Raw genomic sequence first — 18,616 nt, forward strand, 5'->3', positions numbered from 1 at the left:
ACGATTCGACTTGCCCGCGATGCTCTTAGAAGCTCATATCCACCTTGGTCCAAAGGGTGCGCCCCGGCTCCTTGACGGCTTGCGGGTCGTTGGCCGGGTAGCCGAAGCCTGCGTTACCGGCCAGGTTCAAATGCTCGGCATAGGCTTTGCCGAACAGGTTGTCGACGCCGGTGCTGACCTTGAAGTTTTTATTGATGCGGTACGCCGCGTTCAGCGAGAACACGCCAAAACCGCTGCTTTTGTCAAAGTCCTTGCCGACCACGTTGCCCTTGTTCTGGTCGATGCGGTTTTGCGCCGCGACCACACGCCACAAGGCGCCGGCGCTCCAGTCGTCCTGGCTGTAGGTGAGACCCAAACGCGCGTCCAGCGGTGGCATTTGCGGCAGCGCCTTGCCGTCGCTGGTGTTTTTGCCCCAGGCATAGGCGAGGCTGGCGTCGGCTTTCCAGTGCCGGGTCAGCTTGTACGCCGCGCCCAATTCACCGCCCACGATGCGTGCGTCAACGTTGCGAGCTTGGGAGGTGGTGCCCATCATGCCGGGCTTGTAGTCGAACAGGATAAAGTCCTGCACCCGGCCGATATAACCAGAGGCCCAGGCTTCCAGGTCGGCGGTTTTGTACTGCGCGCCGACGTCGAGTTGGGTGGTTTTCTCCGGCTTCACGCCGTCAAAGGCATTCACCGAACCCACCGCGCCGGTGTTGGGCGAAAACAGCTCCCAGTAATCCGGAAAACGCTCCGAATGGCCGAGCCCTGCGTAGACCGTGGTGGGCGTGTCGGCCAGGTCATGCTCATAACGCACAAAGCCCGAGGGCAAAGTGTCGGCGCGGGTGTCGTTGGCGGTCGGGTTGGGGCGCGACATCATTCCCGAGCCCGTGCGCTGGCGAAAATCCTTGGCAGAGGCGCGGTCCAGGCGGGCGCCGGTGATCAGCCGATCACGCTCGGCGGCGTACCAGGTCAGTTCGCTGAACACCCCGTAATTGTGGAAGTTGGCGTCCTTGACCCGTGGCAGATCCTTGTAGGTGTCGATGCCCATGCTGCTGCGCTGGCGATGCTCGTTGGTCTGCGCGTCCAGGCCGCTGATCAGTTGCACATCGGCCCAGCGCCAGGTCGCCTTGATGCGTGCGCCGAGGGTGCGGCGGTCGACGTTGGAAGCCATCGGCCCGGCCATCATGCCGGTGCCCGACGGCGTACGCAGGCTGTAGTTGTCCATCACATGGTCGGCGTAGTTGTAGTAGACCTGCGCTTGGACCTTATCCAGTACCTCACCGATATTGGATTTTTCAAAGCGCAGCCCCAGGCTTTCGCGCAGAAACTGCGAACCATCCATGCCGCGCCCGGCGTAGCGCGCTTCGCCATCGCCACGGCCGGCGGTGAGTTCCAGCAGGGTGTCGGCGTCGGGGGTAAAACCGACGGCCACGTCGCCATTCCACTTGTCGTAGCGCGAGGCGACGGTGTCGTTATTGCCGTCCTTGTAGTCATCGGCGTGAGCCTGGTTGCCGATCACCCGCACGTAGCCCAAAGGCCCTCCGGCGGCGGCATCGACCACCTTGTCGAAGCGCCCGTTGGAGCCGGCCAGCACACTGGCGTTGACCCGCGTGCCCAGCTCGCCGAATTGCTCGGGCTCACGCTCGAACAGGATGGTACCGGCCGACGCGCCAGGCCCCCAGAGCACGGTTTGCGGGCCTTTGATCACGGTGAGCTTGTCGTAGGTTTCCGGCGAGATATACGAGGTAGGCGCGTCCATTCGCCCTGGGCAGGCGCCGAGCATCATGCCGCCGTTGGTGAGGATATTCAGGCGCGAACCGAACATGCCGCGTAGCACCGGGTCGCCATTGGTGCCGCCGTTGCGCACCAGCGCGAAGCCGGGGATGGTCTTGAGGTAGTCGCCGCCGTCGCTGGCGGGCACCGGTTGGCGTGGGTCTTTGGGGTTGGTAATCACGGTCAGCGGCGAGCTGGGGGCGATCGCGGTGATTACCGTGGGGCTCAGTTCGTGATCCTCGGCCTGGGCGTGTGGTGCCAACAGCGCGCCACACAGAACGGCGAGAACGGGGGTACATCCCAAACGGGAGTCAGCAGAAAACCTGGACATGACAAATTCCATCAATCAATCGTAAACAACACGGCCAGCAGCCTGCGGCTGTCTGTATGAAGTCGGCCGGTGTGAAGTGATGCTGTGAAGTGCTTACGAAGCGATGGGCGGGGCGCGGCTGCGGGCGCCGGGGAAAATGCTTTGCCGGGCGTGGCCCAGGCGGGTGGCGGGCGTCAGGGCATTCGCCGGTGGCGGGGTGCCGAGGCTGACATGGGAGACGCTGCCGGGCAGGGCCGGGCAACTGAACAGCAGGTCGCAATACCCGCACTTTGCCCAGAGGGCGTGGTGTTCGCTGGGGGCTTGCTGGTGTTCGCCATGGCTGCTCGACGGCATGTCCATGGACATTTCCATCGACATACCGGCGTGATGATCCATCGGCATCGCTTGGGAAATCAGCGGACCGATAAAGATCATCAGCATGGCGAACAGGCTGATCCAACTGCCGCGCGCCAGGCTCATGGGCCTGCGGCGGTGTGGCGACAACCTGGCGCGAGGGGCGCCCATCGAGTGTTGGCCTATTGAGCGTGCTTATGCTCGTGTGTCGCCATGGGCGGTGTTTTTTGTACCGAGACTTCGACTTGCACCGGGCCGGCTTTTTCGAAGTTCAGGGTCAGTGGGAAGTGTTGGCCGTCGCGCAGTTGGGCGCGGTCTTTCAGGCCCAGCAGCATCACGTGGTAGGCCATCGGTGCGAAGGTCAGATCACCCTTGGCCGGTACGGCAACGCTGGGCACCTGTTGCATCTTCATCAGGTCGCCTTGCATCACATGCTCATGCAGCTGGGCTTCGGCAGCTACGGGCGTATCGACGCTAACCAGGCGATCCGCGCTGTCACCTTGGTTATGAATCACAAAATAGGCAGCGACAGTCGGCGCATTCGGCGGCAATTCCTGGGACCAGGGATCGCTGACCAGCAGGTCGCCGGCCTTGTAGTCGTCGGCATTGGCAGCACTGAACACCGGCAGCAACAAGGCGGCCAGCAGCAGGGAAGATTTAAGCATGGCAGTTCTCCAGAACGGTTCTAAACGCAGTTCACTTGCGAAGAAATCAGACCGTTGGAGAGGCGCGGGGGTTAAGGCTCGGCCATTGCTGACGCGGCGTCGGGGCTTGCAGTGCCGGCGGCGGCAGGCCCGGCACCGGATCAAAACGCGTGACATACAGCTGCGGCACATGCCCCGGCAACGCCACTAACGGCGGTGAGCCCGAGCAGCACCAGCAATGCTGCATGGCGGAATGATCTTCCTGGGGCGGCGTTGGAATGTCCAACGTGCCCAAGGCAATGGTCTTGAGACTGGCGCCATTGGACGAACAGAAACTGCCCCACAGTAATTGCTGTGCGGGGTCCTGGGACTGTCGCATCGCGCTGGCCATCGGCATGGCAAAGGCGTTGAACAGCACTGCAAAGCAGGCGATCCACACAATTGCAAAGCGTTGACGGGCCATGGCGGACAATCCGTAGGGTTAAGCGATCAGGTGGGTATTTAGCCTGATCGGGGGGCATAAGTAAAAAGCGGCGGTGTGGTTTGGTGTCGCAGTGGTTGCCTTCATGATAGCCGGGAACCACGGATTGCCAATTTTACCGACGGGTCGCGATCTCCAGCGTGACGCTGAACCCTGTGGGAGCTGGCTTGCCTGCGATGCGGATAACACGGTTTTCCAGCAGTACCGAGGCGATGCTATCGCAGGCAAGCCAGCTCCCACAGTTTGGTGTGTGTTTGGCTATGGCTTGGTGTTGAGCTTGCTGGTTGCACGAGCAATGTCCTGCTCATGTAGGCCGCTTCTAGTTGAGCCTCTACATAACCTAAGTGTAGTGGTCGTCTACGGAAACGTCCGACAGGGTTTTAAGGTTGTCCCTAGGACGGTGGAATTCTAGTCTGCGTACACCGCTGCACACGCAGCGGTCGGGCGTCGCGGCCCGGATTGATTAAGCATTGCCTCCTTTCAGTTGACGCTTTTTTATCGTCTACTGTGCGGCGCTATGGTGGCTGTGCGCGGGATACCTTCGGGTATGCCGGTTTCCTTAATCTCCGGTCCGCGAACCTGCGCACAGCTGCCACCCTTTATCGCATCGCGGCGATCAGTGGCGGCTCCACTTAGATTAAGGAAATTCACAATGATCAAACCCACCCCAAATCCCCCCATTTGCCTATTCACCGTAGCCGACGGAATCAGCACCGAAGACCTGCTGGTCAACCTCAGCGAAACACTCGCCTCGGCCAATGCGCTGAGTTGCGATCTGGCGTTTGACCTGGATGGCCCGAAGCGAGAGGAGTTGCTGGGCGTTGCGCAGTTGATTGAGCTGGCGCAATTGCTGGCTGATCGCGTGCATAAAGGCATAGGGCAGTCGACGGCAGCAGCCTGATAATGCATTCCAAGTGTGGGAGCGGGCTTGCTCGCGAAAGCGCAGTGTCAGTCAATTCATACGGCGACTGACACACCGCCTTCGCGAGCAAGCCCGCTTCCACAGTTGGATAGGTGGTGTTTAGAGAGTGCTGACTGCCTGTAGCACCGCAGCCACGTCGGTGAACTCTCTATCCACCTGCGCCAACACCGGCCGCTTCAACACCAGCACCGGCACCCCGCGCTCACGTGCCACTTCCAGCTTCGGCTCGGTCGCCGCACTGCCGCTGTTCTTGCTGATCAACACATCAATCCCACGCCGTTCAAACAACGCGCGCTCGTCCTCAATCAGAAACGGCCCACGCGCGCCGATGACTTCACAGCGCTCATTGCCCGGATACACATCCAGTGCGCGCAGCGTCCAGAATTGATCGGCGGGGATTTCCTCCAGGTGCTGCAATGGCTCGCGTCCCAAGGTGAACAGCGGGCGCTTGAAGGGTTTGAGTGCTTCAATCAGCTGCGCCCAATCTCCCACCTCGCGCCAGTCGTCTCCCGCCTGCGGCTGCCATGCCGGACGCCGCAACGCCCAGCAGGGAATGCCGCACAACCGCGCCGCCTGGGCAGCGTTTTGGCTGATCTGCGCAGCATATGGGTGGGTCGCGTCGAGGATCAGACTGATCTGCTCATCGCGAACAAATTGCGCCAAGCCTGCATGCCCGCCGTACCCACCTACACGAACTTGGCAGGTGAGGTCAGTGGGCACGCGCCCAACCCCAGCCAGGCTATAGATATGTTCCGGCCCCAGCGTGCGGGCGATGGCCAGCGCTTCGGTGACGCCGCCCAACAACAGGATGCGTTTCATAGCGGCTTGACCACGTCCAGCAAGGTGATCGGCAGCGCCTGGCGCCAGGTGTCGAACTCACCCAGCGGCTGGGCCTGGGCCACATGGATGCGCGTCAGCTCGCCGCCGTGTTGCGCGCGCCACGCCATCAAGGTCATTTCGCTTTGCAGGGTCACCGCATTAGCGACCAAACGCCCACCAGGGCGCAGGTGCTGCCAGCAGGTGTCGAGCACGCCGTCGCGGGTGACGCCGCCGCCGATAAAAATAGCGTCCGGTGCTTCCAGGCCGAGCAACGCTTCAGGCGCCTTGCCGCGAACCAGTTGCAGGCCGGGCACGCCGAGGGCATCGCGGTTATGTTCGATCAGGCTTTGGCGCCCCGTATCGGCTTCAATCGCCAGTGCGCGACAACTTGGATGCGCGCGCATCCACTCGATACCGATGGAGCCGCTGCCCGCGCCCACGTCCCAGAGCAATTCACCGGGAATCGGCGCAAGGCGGGCAAGGGTCATGGCGCGTACATCGCGCTTGGTCAGCTGGCCGTCGTGTTTGAAGGCCGAATCCGGCAGCCCGGCGAGGCGTGACAGGCGCGGGGTGTTGGCGTCGGCCAGGCAGTCGATGGCAACCAGATTCAAGTCCGCAACCGAGGCGTGTGGCCAATCAGCAGCCAGCCCGTCGAGGCGCTGTTCGGTTGCGCCGCCCAAGTGTTCAAACACGCTCAGCCGGCTGCGCCCGAATCCGGACTCGGCTAACAGCGCGGCAATCGCCGCAGGGCTGCGCCCGTCATTACTCAATACCAGCAACCGCACGCCACTGGCCAGGTGCCCATTAATCGCCGCCAGAGGCCGCGCCACCACGGATAAGGTCACCACCTCCTGCAATGGCCAGCCCAAACGCGCCGCCGCCAATGACACGGAGGACGGCGCCGGTAAAATCAGCAGTTCTTCAGCCGCCACCTGGCGCGCCAGGCTGGCGCCTACGCCATAGAACATCGGGTCGCCGCTGGCCAGCACGCACACCGGCTCGCCGCGACGTGCCAGCACCGGCTCCAGGGAAAACGGGCTTGGCCATAGCTGGCGCTCGCCACCAATACACACGGGCAGCAGGTCCAACTGGCGCTGGCCGCCTATAATCCGGGTGGCGCGCAACAGGGCGTGCCGGGCGTTTCTGCCCAGGCCCTTGAAGCCGTCTTCACCGATGCCTACAACCGTCAGCCAGGGCGACATAAGAATTCCTTGAACGACATCCGACGGGCAGGCTTTTCATGCCGCCGGACAAAGCAGGCATAATACCGCGCCTTTACCCGTCAACCGGTAGCCCCGTGAACCCAACGCCTGCTCTGAATACCTTGCGCCCCTCGGCTTGTCCGGGGTTGCTGCGTATCGTCCAGGCCCTGGATGGCGGGATTTGCCGGATCAAACTGGCCGGCGGTTCCATCACCGCCGCCCAGGCGATTACCGTGGCGGACGCGGCGCAGGCCTATGCGGGCGGGGTGATCGAAGCCACCAACCGCGCCAACCTGCAGATTCGCGGGATTGGCGCCGAGGAGGATGCATTGATCGCCCTGCTGCTGGCCGCCGGGCTTGGCCCCAGCAACGCCGCCGGCGACGATGTGCGCAACCTGATGCTCAGCCCCAGCGCCGGTATAGACCCGCAGATGCTGTTCGACACCCGCCCACTGGCGGATCAGGTCCTCGCCACTCTGCAAAATCATCCACGCTTCCATGAATTGTCGGCCAAATTCGCCGTGCAACTCGATGGCGGTGAAGCCCTGGCAATGCTCGAGCATCACCATGATCTGTGGCTGTCGGCGTTTGAGCAGGCGGGCGAGACACTTTTGGCCTTCGGCCTGGCCGGTTGCCCAGGCTTGGATGCACCCTTGGCCGCTGTGCGGCTGGAGCAAGGCCATGCCCTAGTCGTGGCCGTGCTGGAAGCGTTTCTCGACCTGGCGACCCCGACGCAAACCCGCATGCGTCATCTGGCTGTGGATAACTTACTGGCCCATCTGAGCCTGCCGTTACTGCCGGTGGATGGGTTCAAGCGCCCGGCTAGCGGGGCTTTGTCGCACTTGGGCACTTATCCACAGCGGCAAAAAAAACTGTTCTACGTCGCCGCCGTAGCGCCGCTGGGGCGTCTGGATTCGAGCATGCTCAAAGGCGCCGCGCAGTTGGCCAGTGAGTATGGCGACGGCACGTTGCGTTTCACGCCGTGGCAGGGCGTACTGCTGCCCAACCTTAACAACCACGGCGCCGTGACTGAAAGTTTGGAGCACTTGGGCTTTCTCTGTTCAGTCGACCAACCGCTGGCACGCATGATCGCCTGCACCGGCTCAAGCGGCTGTGGCAAAGGCCTGGCCGACACCAAGGCTGATGCCCTGCAACTGGCTGCGCTGCAACACGGCCACGACGTCCACCTGTCCGGCTGCCCACGCTCCTGCGCCGCCGCACACACCGCGCCGGTCACCTTGCTGGCGGTAAGCCCCGGCCACTACGACGTCTATTTTCGCGAGGCAGCCCAACCCGGTTTCGGCCGGCTGCACGCACGCACTCTTTCCATTGAAGCGGCGGGCGCCCTGTTACGCGGCCGCACACGGAGCAACACCGATGATTGATTACATCCGCGACGGTCAGGAGATCTATCGCAACTCCTTCGCCATTATTCGCGCGGAAGCCAAGTTGGAGCGCATTCCTGCCGACCTGGAAAAACTCGCGGTGCGGGTGATTCATGCCTGCGGCATGGTCGACGCCATCGACGGCCTGCAGTTCTCCGAAGGCGCAGGCAAGGCCGGGCGCGATGCGCTGGCGGCCGGCGCGCCGATTTTGTGTGATGCGCGCATGGTCTCCGAAGGCGTGACCCGCGCGCGCCTGCCGGCCAATAACCCGGTGATCTGCACCTTGCGCGACGACAGCGTGCCGGCGCTGGCGCGGGAGCTGGGTAACACCCGTTCAGCTGCCGCGCTGGAACTGTGGCGTCCGCACCTGGAAGGCAGCGTGGTGGTGATCGGCAACGCCCCGACGGCGCTGTTTTACCTGCTGGAAATGCTCGACGCCGGCGCGCCGAAACCGGCGTTGATCCTCGGCTTCCCGGTGGGTTTTGTCGGTGCTGCCGAATCCAAGGCAATGCTGGCGGCCGACAGCCGTGGCGTACCGTTTGTGATCATGCAGGGCCGCCTGGGCGGCAGCGCGATGGCTGCCGCAGCGGTCAACGCCTTGGCCACGGAGGTCGAATAATGCCGGCACGCGGACGTTTGATTGGCCTGGGCGTTGGCCCCGGCGACCCCGAGCTGATCACCCTCAAGGCGCTGCGCCTGCTGCGCGAGTCGCCGGTGGTGGCGTATTTCGTGGCCAAAGGCAAAAAGGGCAACGCTTTTGGCATCATCGAAGGCCATTTGGTCGCGCAGCAAACGCTGATGCCGCTGGTGTACCCGGTAACCACCGAAGTGCTTCCGGCACCGATGTCTTACGAGCAGATCATCAGTGACTTCTACGACAACGCCAGCCTCGATGTGGCCGCGCACCTGGACGCTGGCCGCGATGTGGCGGTGATCTGCGAAGGCGATCCGTTCTTCTACGGCTCCTATATGTACCTGCACGACCGTTTGGCCGAGCGCTATGAAGCCCAGGTTATCCCCGGCGTCTGCTCAATGCTCGGCGGCGCCTCGGTGCTTGGCGCGCCGCTGGTGTATCGCAACCAGAGCCTGTCGGTGCTCTCCGGCGTGTTGCCCCACGAAGACCTCAAGCGCCGGCTGGCGGACGCCGATGCCGCCGTGATCATGAAGCTGGGCCGCAACTTCCCCAAGGTGCGCCAGGTGCTGCAAGAGCTCGGCTTGGCCGAGCGTGCGCTCTATGTTGAGCGTGCGACCATGGCTAATCAGAAAATAGTACCGCTGGATCAGGTCGACCCGGCGTCTTCGCCGTACTTCTCGCTGATCATCGTGCCGGGTGAAAGGTGGCAAGGTTGATGCGCCCGGCGATTGTGATTCTCGGCCAGGGCAGCCTGGCGACGGCGCGCAAGATCGCGCAGGTGTATCCCGGCGCGCTGATCCACGGCCTGGCCGGGCGGGTTGAAGGGGCGGACCAGACTTACAGTGAGTTCGGCGCGACCCTGCGTCAGCTTTACCAACAAGGCACGCCCCTGATTGCCCTGTGTGCTGCGGGTATCGTGATCCGCACGCTGGCGCCGCTGCTGCTGGAAAAAGGCGAAGAGCCCGCCGTGTTGGCCGTGGCTGAAGACGGCAGCGCCGTGGTGCCGTTGCTCGGCGGCCTGGGCGGCGTGAATGTGATGGCGCGCAACATTGGCGCGGCACTCGGCGTCGATGCGGCGATCACCACCAGCGGCGAGCTGCGTTTTGGCACTTGCCTGCTCAACCCGCCTGCGGGTTATGCGTTGGCGGACCTGGAACTGGGCAAGCGGTTTGTCTCGGACCTGCTGGCCGGCGAAAGCGTGCGCATCGAAGGCGTGGCGCCGTGGTTGGACCAGGCGAATTTGCCGCAGGATCAGCATGCACGTCTGGCGATTCACGTGGGCAGTGCCGAGCGCGTGCCGGCTGCCAATGAATTGCTGATTTATCCGAAGACGGTGTGTGTCACCTGTAAGCCAGGGGTGGATTTGGCTGGGCGGGTACGAGCGGCTTTGCATGACGCGGGCATCGCCGTGCAATCCCTGGCCTGCCTGCTGGCCAGCGACACGCAGATGGCCGACGCCTCGTTGCAGCAAGCCGCATTGGCGCTGGGTGTGCCGTTGCGTTTTGCGCCGGTGGCGCAAGACGCGGACATCGTGATCACCGTGGCCGAGCAACCGCTGGACCTGTCGCACGTCGGCCGTGCCCGTGGCCGCCTTGCCGTGATCGGCCTGGGCCCTGGCGCAGCCGAGTTGATGGTGCCGGCGGTGAAGGCCGAGCTGGCGCGTTGCACCGATGTGCTGGGTTACGAAACCTATGTGCGCATGGCCGGGCCGTTCCGCGACGATCAGGTGCAACACTGCACCGATAATCGCGAAGAAATGCAACGCGCTCGCCATGCCTTCGAGTTGGCCGCTCAAGGCCGTTCAGTGGTGGTGGTGTCGTCCGGCGACCCTGGCGTATTTGCCATGGCGGCGGCGGTGCTCGAGGCGTTGCACGAATCCAGCGAGCCGGCCTGGCATCAGGTCGAACTGGAGATCCTGCCGGGCGTCTCAGCCTCGCTGGCCACGGCCGCGCAGGCAGGTGCGCCATTGGGGCATGACTTCTGTGTGATGTCGCTGTCGGACAACCTCAAGCCCTGGTCGATCATCGAAAAACGCCTGGACCTTGCGTCCCAGGCCGACCTGGCGCTGGCGTTCTACAACCCGATCTCGCGTTCGCGGCCGTGGCAATTGGGGCGCGCCCTGGAAATCGTCGCGTTGCACCGCACGCCCGAAACACCGGTGGTGCTGGGCCGTGATATTGGCCGCCCTGGCCAGACTTTACGCGTCACTACGCTGGGGCAGTTGACGCCTGAGCAAGTGGATATGCGCACCATGGTGCTGATCGGCTCGTCCACCACCTGCGTATTCCCCCGCGCCGGTGGCGGCGAATGGGTGTATACGCCGCGCTGGTACGGCGAGAAACCGGCGTCCTGAAAACAGCCCGCAACAGGTAAGAAAGCTCCGAGTAACGCTGGGTGAAAACCTGCTGTTGTTCGGGGCTTTTTCTTTTTTTGTCGATGAAAAAAGGAAGGTCTACCGGTATGCCGCGTTATTGCTGGGGGACGTTTTTTCGACGCGTGCGCCAAGCGATGTTTGTAGTCTGGAAAGCGCGCCAGCGGCTGGACTAGTGTGAAGACAAGCCCCATGTGGGGTGCTTGTGGAGAACTGAAAAATGGAGCGACATCACAAAAGGATCATCAGTGCTAAAAGGCGCAAGTTGATTGCCGCCTACAAGCTGCCGGGGGCGCCGGGAGCCAAGCGCCCGGCGCCGCTGGACGCGGAAGATGACAGCAATGCCGCCGTGGTGAACAACGGCGTGATCTCGTTTATCGAGGGCATGTCGGCGCTGAACCGTGAATACATCCGTAAAAGCTACCTGCTGGCCAGCAGTTATGTGAGTGATGTGTTGAAGGTTCAACGAGGCAGCGAGGCGTGGTATGACGAATTTATCAAGGTGATGGTCAGCCTGGGCTGGTTGCCGGTGCGCAGCGCTTTTGAGCGGGTCTCAAGCTCCGGAAAAGGCCTGACGGTGCAAGTGGCGGCGCTGAATATCATTGCCGCGCTGGCGGCGGCCTCACTGGCAGGGCCATTGCTGGCGGCGCTGCCGAAACTGGCGGCGGATGCGTTGCAGGCCTTGAAGCAACAACCTGCGTCGTTTGAGCTGTTCAAGCGCAATAGCACGGTGCACCAGGGCGGCGATTTCGGCCTGGCGTCCTGTGCTGAAACCGGGGGGGAACTGATGATGGTGCTGGCGACTTACAGCACCCACGGTGTGAGCAAGCAGCTGGGCCTGCCGTTTCTGGAGTGGGACAGCTCTTCGGTCGAGGCTTTCAGCGGCCAGACTTGCCTGGTGCTCAATACCTCAGTGGTCAACGAAAAAACCATCCAGCTGATGCGCGAGAGCGCCGGTGACAAGGTGCAACTGGCGATCGCGAAATACCGGATTTAAGGCACCAGGTAACCGCGCACACCGGTAAAGATGATCTGCGCGGCCAACGCACACACGAACAACCCCATCAACCGACTGACAATCTGCAAGCCCTGGTCACCCAGTATGCGTTCGATACGGTTGGACAAATACAGCACCACACCGACCGTGAAGCTGGCCAGGGCAATGCTGACGATTGCCATGAACTTGTCATCCCAGTGGGGCTGGCTCACGCCCATCACCAACAGCGCACCGATGGTGCCGGGGCCGACCGTGAGCGGGATGGTCAGCGGTACGATGGTCACGTCCTGCTGCACATTGTCGGTCTGCACCGCGGACTTGCCCTGGGCCATGCCCAGCGCCGAGATAAACAGCACGCTGCCGGCGCCGATGCGAAAGGCATCCACGGTGATGCCGAACACACTGAAAATCACCCGGCCGAACAGGTAGAGCAACACGCTCGACACCAGCGTGGCCAACGCGACCTTCCAGGCCAGGCGCCGCCGCTCTTTGCTGGAGTAGCCACGGGTCAGGCTGATAAAGCAGGACAGCACAAAGAACGGGCTGTAGAGCACCAGCATTTTCAGGTAGACGCTGAATAACACGTGGAGCATGGGCGCGGCTCGCGGGCGGGGGAGGTGGGGAGAGTCTATCAGGCGACACAGATCAAGTGTGGGCGCTGGCTTGCCTGCGATAGCGGTGGATCAGACAAAGGGTGTGTGATTGACACACCGCCATCGCAGGCAAGCCAGCTCCCACAGGAGGCTGCATTTCAAGTTCAGGAAGGGGCGTGTTCCGGGCGTTGCTGACGCTGCGCCACCCAAAACTCCACCAGCTCACGCAACTGCGACAATTCCACCGGCTTGGCCATATGCCCATCCATGCCGGCCTGGCGTGCGCGTTCTTTATGTTCCGTGAGGATGTGCGCCGTGAGCGCCACCACGGGTGTGCGAATACGCTGGTGGCTGACTTCCCACGCGCGCAATTGCTGGGTGGCAGAGAAGCCATCGAGGATCGGCATTTCGCAGTCCATCAACACCAGGTCATAACGCTGGGCCTTCATCGCCTCCAACGCTTCTTCGCCGTTGCTGGCGGTGTCCGGGTTGAGGTTGAGCTTGCCGAGCATGCCGCGAATCACTTTGGTGGAGATGCTGTTGTCTTCAGCCACCAGGATCTTGAAATCACTCGGCACGGTCACTGCTGCCGGTGCGTTGAGCACAGGGCGCGGCGCAATTGCGCCTTTGCTGCGCTGGGTCAGTTCGTCGGCCAGGGTGGTCTTGAGTGTGTAGCCGGCCACCGGCTTGGCGAGGATGCGTTTGATCCCGCAGTTGCGCGCGATGATCTTGCTCGGCGCATTGCTGATGCCGGTGAGCATGATCAGCAGGATGTCGTGGTTCAGGCTCGGGTCTTCCTTGATCTTCGCCGCCAGTTGCATGCCGGTCATGCCGGGCATGTTCTGGTCCAGCAGCACCACGTCGAAGTAGTCGCGCAGGTGCGCTTTGGTGCGCAGCAGCGCCAGGGCTTCTTTGCCGGACGGCACGGCACTGACGTTCAGGCCCCAGGCGGTGCATTGCTGCACCAGCACTTTGCGGCAAGTGTCATTGTCATCGACCACCAGCACACGCGCGCCTTTGAGCGGCCCGTCGAGGTCGGAGGTCGGGTGTTCCAGGCGTTCCGGGTCCAGTGGCAGGGTCAGCCAGAGGGTGCTGCCCTGGTGGCTGCCGCTCTTGATGCCGAACTCGCCGTTCATCAACAGGATCAACTGGCGGGCGATGACCAGGCCCAGGTGGCCGCTCAGGCGCGTGGCCGAGAGGAAGTTCTTGCTGTGCAGTTCGCTGTGCAGCAGCGCGTCGCGTTCGGCGGCGTCCATCGGTAGGCCGCTGTCTTGTACGGCGATGCGCAGGCGTGGCTTGGTGCTGCGTTCGTCGAGGGCGACCACGATCAGCACTTCGCCTTCATCGGTTTTTTGCAGGGCGTTTTCCAGCAGGCTCAACAGCGCCTGGCGCAGGCGTGTGGGGTCGCCGCTGATCACGCGGGGCACCTGCGGCTGGATAAAGCTGATCAGTTCGACGTTCTGCTGCTCGGCCTTGGCGCGGAAGATACTCAAGCAGTCATCAATCAGCGCGTTGAGGTCAAATTGCACATCGTCCAGTTCGATCTGCCCGGACTCGAGCTTGGAGATATCGAGGATCTCGTTGATCAGCGTCAGCAGTTCATTGCCGGCGCTGTGGATGGTCTGCACATAATCACGCTGCTTCACCGACAGCGGCGTGCCCAGCAGCAACTCGGTCATGCCCAGCACGCCGTTCATGGGGGTGCGGATTTCGTGGCTGATCTTGGCCAGGAATTCGGCCTTGGCGGCGATCTCGGCGTTGCTGGCTGCCAGGTCGCGGCTGAGGCTGAAGCGGGCCTCGACAATGGCGCGCTGACGTTCGCCCAGGGCCAGGCTCATCAGCAGGCCGCTCAGGCAGATAAAGCTCAGCAGGGTCACGATCAGGCCTTGCGGCGCCACCAGCGTCAGTCCCAGCAGGGCGGGCAGGATGATCAGGGTGCCGATGTTGAACACTACCATCGCCACCACAAACAAGCGCGCCGGCCGGTAGCCTTTCTGCCAGTGGTAGGCCGAGACAAACAACATGCTCAAGCCCGCCAGGGCGACCAGCGCATAGGTGATGATGTTCAGCGGCAAGGTGTTGACGAACAACAGCAGCAGGCCACACAGCACGATCAGCAGGATGTCGGCCATCAACAGCTTGTTCAGCGGGTGCGGGCCCAACGGCATGAAGAAGCGGTAGGCAAACATCAGCCCGCACGGTGCAGTCAGCAGCAGCGCGAGGTAGGCGCCCGGGGTTTGTACCGCGTGCCAGTTCGGCAGCCACGGCCCCACCAGGTTGAGCAACAGCGCCAGGCTCAGCACCAACAGCACTTCGCAGGCCGCCAGCCACAGGCTGCTGCGCGAACGGTGATAGGCGAAGCGTGTAAGGTTGTGCAGGATCAGCATCAACAGGCAGCCGAACAGCAGGCCGTAGATCAACGTCTGGGTCTGGTCGGCGGCGGCGAGCACGGCCGGTTCCAGGGTGATGTAGGGGCGCAGTTCGTGTTCCGAGACCAGACGCAGGTACACTTCAAGGGGCTTCTGGCTCTGGGGCATCGGCAGCATGAAATCGCTGCTGGGCAGCGGGCGTTCCGCCTGGGGCTGGCGCGTGCCGGTGCTTTGCTGCTCCACCAGCATGTCGCCGTCGAGCACATACAGGTTCAGGTGCGAGAGGTCCGGGGCGAATACGCGCAGCACTTGTTCGTGCTTGCCGGGTTGCAGCTTGAAACGTACCCACAACGCACCGTCCGGCTGCGCGGCGGTAATCCGGTCGAGTTCGATGGGGCTGAATTGATTGGTGTAGCGGGCGGAGCGGATGTCGCTCAGTTGCAGGTCGGCCTGTTCATCAAGCAATACTGCCCAGCCACTGCCTTGTGCGGCGGCCTGGGCCGGGAACAAGCAGAGCAGGGTCAGCAAGCTGACGGTAAAACCTATGGCGATCCTGAGCCAGCGCACGGCGAAATCCCTTCGTAGGTTGATGCACGGGTTAACTATGCGCGGGGCGACATGGGTACGGCAAGGGCCAGAGGCCCTTACCTAGCCGAACGGATAGCTACGCAAGCGTAGCGGTTCAGTTGTTCTCGCCGCGTTCACGGGCAATGGCGCGATAGCCGATGTCCGTGCGGTAGAAGCAACCTTTCCAGTCGATTTTGGCGGCCAGTTTGTACGCCTGCTGTTGCGCGGCGTCGACACTGGCACCCATTGCGGTGGCACACAATACACGGCCACCTGCGGTTACAACTTTGCCGTCCTTGAGCGCGGTGCCCGCATGGAACACCTTGCCTTCCAGCGTAGCAGCCGCGTCCAGGCCTTCAATGATATCGCCCTTGGCGTAGTCGGCAGGGTAACCACCGGCCGCCAGTACGATGCCGACGCTCGGGCGCGGATCCCACTGTGCTTCAACCTTGTCCAGTGCCTGGGCCAGAGCGGCTTCCACCAGCAGCACCAGGCTCGATTGCAGACGCAGCATCACCGGTTGGGTTTCCGGGTCGCCGAAGCGGCAGTTGAACTCGATCACTTTCGGGTTGCCGGCTTTGTCGATCATCAGGCCTGCGTAGAGGAACCCGGTGTACACATTGCCTTCGTCGGCCATGCCGCGCACGGTTGGCCAGATCACCAGGTCCATCACGCGCTTGTGCACGTCGGCGGTGACGACCGGGGCAGGGGAGTAGGCACCCATGCCGCCGGTGTTCGGGCCGCTGTCGCCATCGCCAACACGTTTGTGGTCCTGGCTGGTGGCCATCGGCAATACGTTTTTGCCATCGACCATCACGATGAAGCTGGCTTCTTCGCCGTCGAGGAACTCTTCGATCACTACACGCGAGCCTGCATCACCAAAGGCGTTACCGGCGAGCATGTCGCGCACGGCGTCTTCGGCTTCCTGCAAGGTCATGGCGACGATCACGCCTTTACCGGCGGCCAGGCCATCGGCCTTGATCACGATCGGTGCGCCTTTTTCACGCAGGTAAGCCAGGGCCGGCTCGATCTCGGTGAAGTTCTGGTAGTCGGCGGTTGGGATCTTGTGGCGAGCCAGGAAGTCCTTGGTAAAGGCTTTCGAACCTTCCAGCTGGGCGGCACCGGCGGTAGGGCCGAAGCAGTCCAGGCCACGGCTGCGGAACAGGTCCACAACGCCGGCCACCAGTGGTACTTCCGGGCCGACGATGGTCAGGGAAACATTCTTTTCAGCAAAATCGGCCAGTTGCTCAAGGGCCAGCACGTCGATAGCGACGTTTTCGCACTTGGCTTCAATGGCGGTGCCGGCGTTGCCGGGGGCGACGAAAACCTTCTGGACGCGTGGGTCCTGGGCAACTTTCCAGGCCAGGGCGTGTTCACGGCCACCGCTGCCAATGATCAAAACATTCATTTCAAAAACCTCGTTAGGATGATCGTTCCCACGCTCTGCGTGGGAATGCCTCTACGGACGCTCTGCGTCCGAGGGACGCGGAGCGTCCCTGGCTGCGTTCCCACGCGGAGCGTGGGAACGATCAATCAGTGGCGGAAGTGGCGCATGCCGGTGAAGACCATCGCGATGCCCGCTTCATCAGCGGCCGCGATCACTTCAGCATCACGCATCGAGCCACCCGGTTGGATCACGGCGGTCACACCGGCTTTCGCGGCGTTGTCCAGGCCATCACGGAACGGGAAGAACGCGTCGGAAGCCATCACCGAACCCACAACCTGCAAGCCTGCGTGCTCGGCCTTGATCGCGGCGATACGCGCCGAGTTCACGCGGCTCATCTGGCCGGCGCCGACACCGATGGTCTGGCGGTTCTTGGCGTAGACAATGGCATTGGACTTAACGTACTTGGCCACTTTCCAGGCGAAGATCAGGTCGTTGATCTCTTGCTCGGTCGGGGCGCGTTTGGTCACGACCTTCAGGTCTTCGCTGCCGATCATGCCGATGTCGCGGCTCTGTACCAGCAAGCCGCCATTGACGCGCTTGTAGTCCCAGGCCGCGGCGCGGTCCGCCGACCACTCGCCACAGGCCAGCAGGCGCACGTTGGCTTTGGCGGCGACGATGGCGCGGGCCTCTTCACTGACGGAAGGGGCAATGATCACTTCGACGAACTGGCGCTCGACGATCGCCTTGGCGGTCTCGGCGTCCAGCTCACGGTTGAAGGCAATGATGCCGCCAAACGCGGATTCAGTGTCGGTGGCGTAGGCCAGTTCGTAGGCCTGGCGAATCCCGCCTTCAGCGTCCGGGCTTACGGCCACGCCGCACGGGTTGGCGTGCTTGACGATCACGCAGGCCGGCTTGACGAAGCTCTTCACACATTCCAGCGCAGCGTCGGTGTCGGCCACGTTGTTGTAGGACAGTTCTTTACCTTGCAGCTGGGTCGCGGTGGCGATGCCGACTTCGGCAGGCTTGGCCTCAACGTAGAACGCCGCGCTTTGGTGCGGGTTCTCGCCGTAGCGCATTTCCTGGGCCTTGATGAACTGGCTGTTGAAGGTGCGCGGGAACTGGCTGCGGCCTTCTGTGCTGAGGGTCTCGGCGGCCTGGTTCACGGTGCCCATGTAGTTGGCGATCATGCCGTCGTAGGCAGCAGTGTGTTCGAACGCCTTGAGCATCAGGTCGAAACGCTGGGCGTAGGTCAGGCCGCCGGCTTTCAGGCTTTCCAGTACGTTGGCGTAGTCGCCGGCGTTCACCACGATGGCCACGTCTTTGTGGTTCTTGGCTGCCGAGCGCACCATGGTCGGGCCGCCGATATCGATGTTCTCGATGGCGGTCGGCAGGTCGCAGCCTGGCTTGTTGATGGTGGCTTCGAACGGGTAAAGGTTAACGGCCACCAGGTCGATCGGCTTGATGCCGTGTTCGCTCATGATGGCGTCGTCGATACCGCGACGACCGAGGATCCCGCCGTGAATTTTCGGGTGCAGGGTCTTGACCCGACCGTCCATCATTTCCGCGAAACCGGTGTAGTCCGCGACTTCTACTGCGGCCACGCCGTTGTCCTGCAGCAGTTTGAAGGTCCCGCCTGTGGAGAGGATTTCCACGCCAAGGGCTTCCAGCTCCCGGGCAAATTCGAGGATCCCGGTCTTGTCGGAGACACTGATCAAGGCGCGGCGGATCGGCAGGCGGGTGGTCTGGTCGGTCATTTCAATTTCCATCAAAAGCAAAGGAGTCAGCAAAAAAGGCGACCGTTTTTACGCGGGCGCCTTTCTGGTTTG

The 18,616-nt window shown here is 62.6% G+C and carries 16 protein-coding genes; 6 read left to right on the top strand and 10 right to left on the bottom strand.

Going from position 1 to position 18,616, the window contains the following annotated elements; genetic code table 11:
* Nucleotides 1-25: 25 nt before the first annotated feature.
* From AOA59_RS14315 to AOA59_RS14330, 4 genes are all read right to left on the bottom strand, one after another.
* The gene (locus tag AOA59_RS14315) at nt 26-2,086 is read right to left on the bottom strand and encodes a TonB-dependent copper receptor (protein ID WP_099487969.1); all 2,061 of its coding nucleotides are present in this window, start codon (nt 2,084-2,086) and stop codon (nt 26-28) included.
* A gap of 93 nt (nt 2,087-2,179) precedes the next feature.
* Nucleotides 2,180-2,590 carry a DUF2946 domain-containing protein gene (locus AOA59_RS14320; protein WP_099487971.1) on the bottom strand — a complete coding sequence of 137 codons (411 nt, stop codon included), beginning with the start codon at nt 2,588-2,590 and terminating at the stop codon, nt 2,180-2,182.
* An 11-nt stretch (nt 2,591-2,601) separates the two neighbouring features.
* Nucleotides 2,602-3,084: a copper chaperone PCu(A)C gene (locus tag AOA59_RS14325; protein ID WP_099487972.1), complete on the bottom strand. Its 483-nt coding sequence runs from the start codon at nt 3,082-3,084 to the stop codon at nt 2,602-2,604.
* Between the two features lie 46 nt (nt 3,085-3,130).
* A complete protein-coding gene (locus tag AOA59_RS14330) occupies nt 3,131-3,526 on the bottom strand; it encodes a DUF2946 domain-containing protein (RefSeq protein WP_099487974.1) in 396 nt (131 codons plus the stop codon).
* A 670-nt stretch (nt 3,527-4,196) separates the two neighbouring features.
* Here AOA59_RS14330 and AOA59_RS14340 point away from each other — a divergent pair.
* Nucleotides 4,197-4,445 carry a DUF6124 family protein gene (locus tag AOA59_RS14340; protein WP_099487979.1) on the top strand — a complete coding sequence of 83 codons (249 nt, stop codon included), beginning with the start codon at nt 4,197-4,199 and terminating at the stop codon, nt 4,443-4,445.
* A gap of 120 nt (nt 4,446-4,565) precedes the next feature.
* Here AOA59_RS14340 and AOA59_RS14345 read toward each other — a convergent pair whose 3' ends face one another.
* Both AOA59_RS14345 and cbiE read right to left on the bottom strand, forming a co-directional pair.
* Complete coding sequence (locus tag AOA59_RS14345) at nt 4,566-5,285, bottom strand: cobalt-precorrin-6A reductase (RefSeq protein ID WP_099487981.1); 720 nt, start codon at nt 5,283-5,285, stop codon at nt 4,566-4,568.
* Nucleotides 5,282-6,487 (bottom strand): precorrin-6y C5,15-methyltransferase (decarboxylating) subunit CbiE, encoded by a 1,206-nt coding sequence (cbiE, locus tag AOA59_RS14350; protein WP_099487983.1) that lies wholly within the window; start codon nt 6,485-6,487, stop codon nt 5,282-5,284. Before cbiE ends, AOA59_RS14345 begins: the two co-directional genes overlap by 4 nt.
* Nucleotides 6,488-6,525: 38 nt before the next feature.
* On the opposite strand from cbiE, the gene cobG reads away from it, so the two are divergent.
* From cobG to AOA59_RS14375, 5 genes are all read left to right on the top strand, one after another.
* Nucleotides 6,526-7,872 (top strand): precorrin-3B synthase, encoded by a 1,347-nt coding sequence (gene cobG, locus AOA59_RS14355; protein ID WP_099487985.1) that lies wholly within the window; start codon nt 6,526-6,528, stop codon nt 7,870-7,872.
* Nucleotides 7,865-8,491, top strand: a complete 627-nt coding sequence (locus tag AOA59_RS14360) for a precorrin-8X methylmutase (protein ID WP_069786887.1) — start codon at nt 7,865-7,867, stop codon at nt 8,489-8,491. The genes cobG and AOA59_RS14360 overlap by 8 nt, the downstream gene beginning before the upstream one ends.
* Nucleotides 8,491-9,222, top strand: coding sequence for a precorrin-2 C(20)-methyltransferase (locus AOA59_RS14365; protein ID WP_099487987.1), 732 nt, complete (start codon nt 8,491-8,493; stop codon nt 9,220-9,222). The genes AOA59_RS14360 and AOA59_RS14365 overlap by 1 nt, the downstream gene beginning before the upstream one ends.
* Nucleotides 9,222-10,859 (top strand): precorrin-3B C(17)-methyltransferase, encoded by a 1,638-nt coding sequence (cobJ, locus tag AOA59_RS14370; protein ID WP_099487989.1) that lies wholly within the window; start codon nt 9,222-9,224, stop codon nt 10,857-10,859. The genes AOA59_RS14365 and cobJ overlap by 1 nt, the downstream gene beginning before the upstream one ends.
* A gap of 238 nt (nt 10,860-11,097) precedes the next feature.
* Nucleotides 11,098-11,874 (top strand): hypothetical protein, encoded by a 777-nt coding sequence (locus AOA59_RS14375; protein ID WP_099487990.1) that lies wholly within the window; start codon nt 11,098-11,100, stop codon nt 11,872-11,874.
* On the opposite strand, the gene AOA59_RS14380 is transcribed toward AOA59_RS14375, so the two are convergent.
* From AOA59_RS14380 to purH, 4 genes are all read right to left on the bottom strand, one after another.
* Nucleotides 11,871-12,467: a MarC family protein gene (locus AOA59_RS14380; RefSeq protein WP_017136752.1), complete on the bottom strand. Its 597-nt coding sequence runs from the start codon at nt 12,465-12,467 to the stop codon at nt 11,871-11,873. The two genes, AOA59_RS14375 and AOA59_RS14380, sit on opposite strands and share 4 nt — an antisense overlap.
* Nucleotides 12,468-12,631: 164 nt before the next feature.
* The gene (locus AOA59_RS14385; RefSeq protein ID WP_099487992.1) at nt 12,632-15,403 is read right to left on the bottom strand and encodes a hybrid sensor histidine kinase/response regulator; all 2,772 of its coding nucleotides are present in this window, start codon (nt 15,401-15,403) and stop codon (nt 12,632-12,634) included.
* Between the two features lie 115 nt (nt 15,404-15,518).
* On the bottom strand, nt 15,519-16,811 hold the full coding sequence (gene purD, locus AOA59_RS14390; RefSeq protein ID WP_058419482.1) for a phosphoribosylamine--glycine ligase: 1,293 nt from the start codon (nt 16,809-16,811) through the stop codon (nt 15,519-15,521).
* 125 nt (nt 16,812-16,936) lie between these two features.
* Complete coding sequence (gene purH / locus AOA59_RS14395; RefSeq protein WP_065930614.1) at nt 16,937-18,544, bottom strand: bifunctional phosphoribosylaminoimidazolecarboxamide formyltransferase/IMP cyclohydrolase; 1,608 nt, start codon at nt 18,542-18,544, stop codon at nt 16,937-16,939.
* Nucleotides 18,545-18,616 lie beyond the last annotated feature (72 nt).

Source organism: Pseudomonas sp. 2822-15 (genome assembly GCF_002742515.1).
Lineage (GTDB): Bacteria > Pseudomonadota > Gammaproteobacteria > Pseudomonadales > Pseudomonadaceae > Aquipseudomonas > Aquipseudomonas salomonii.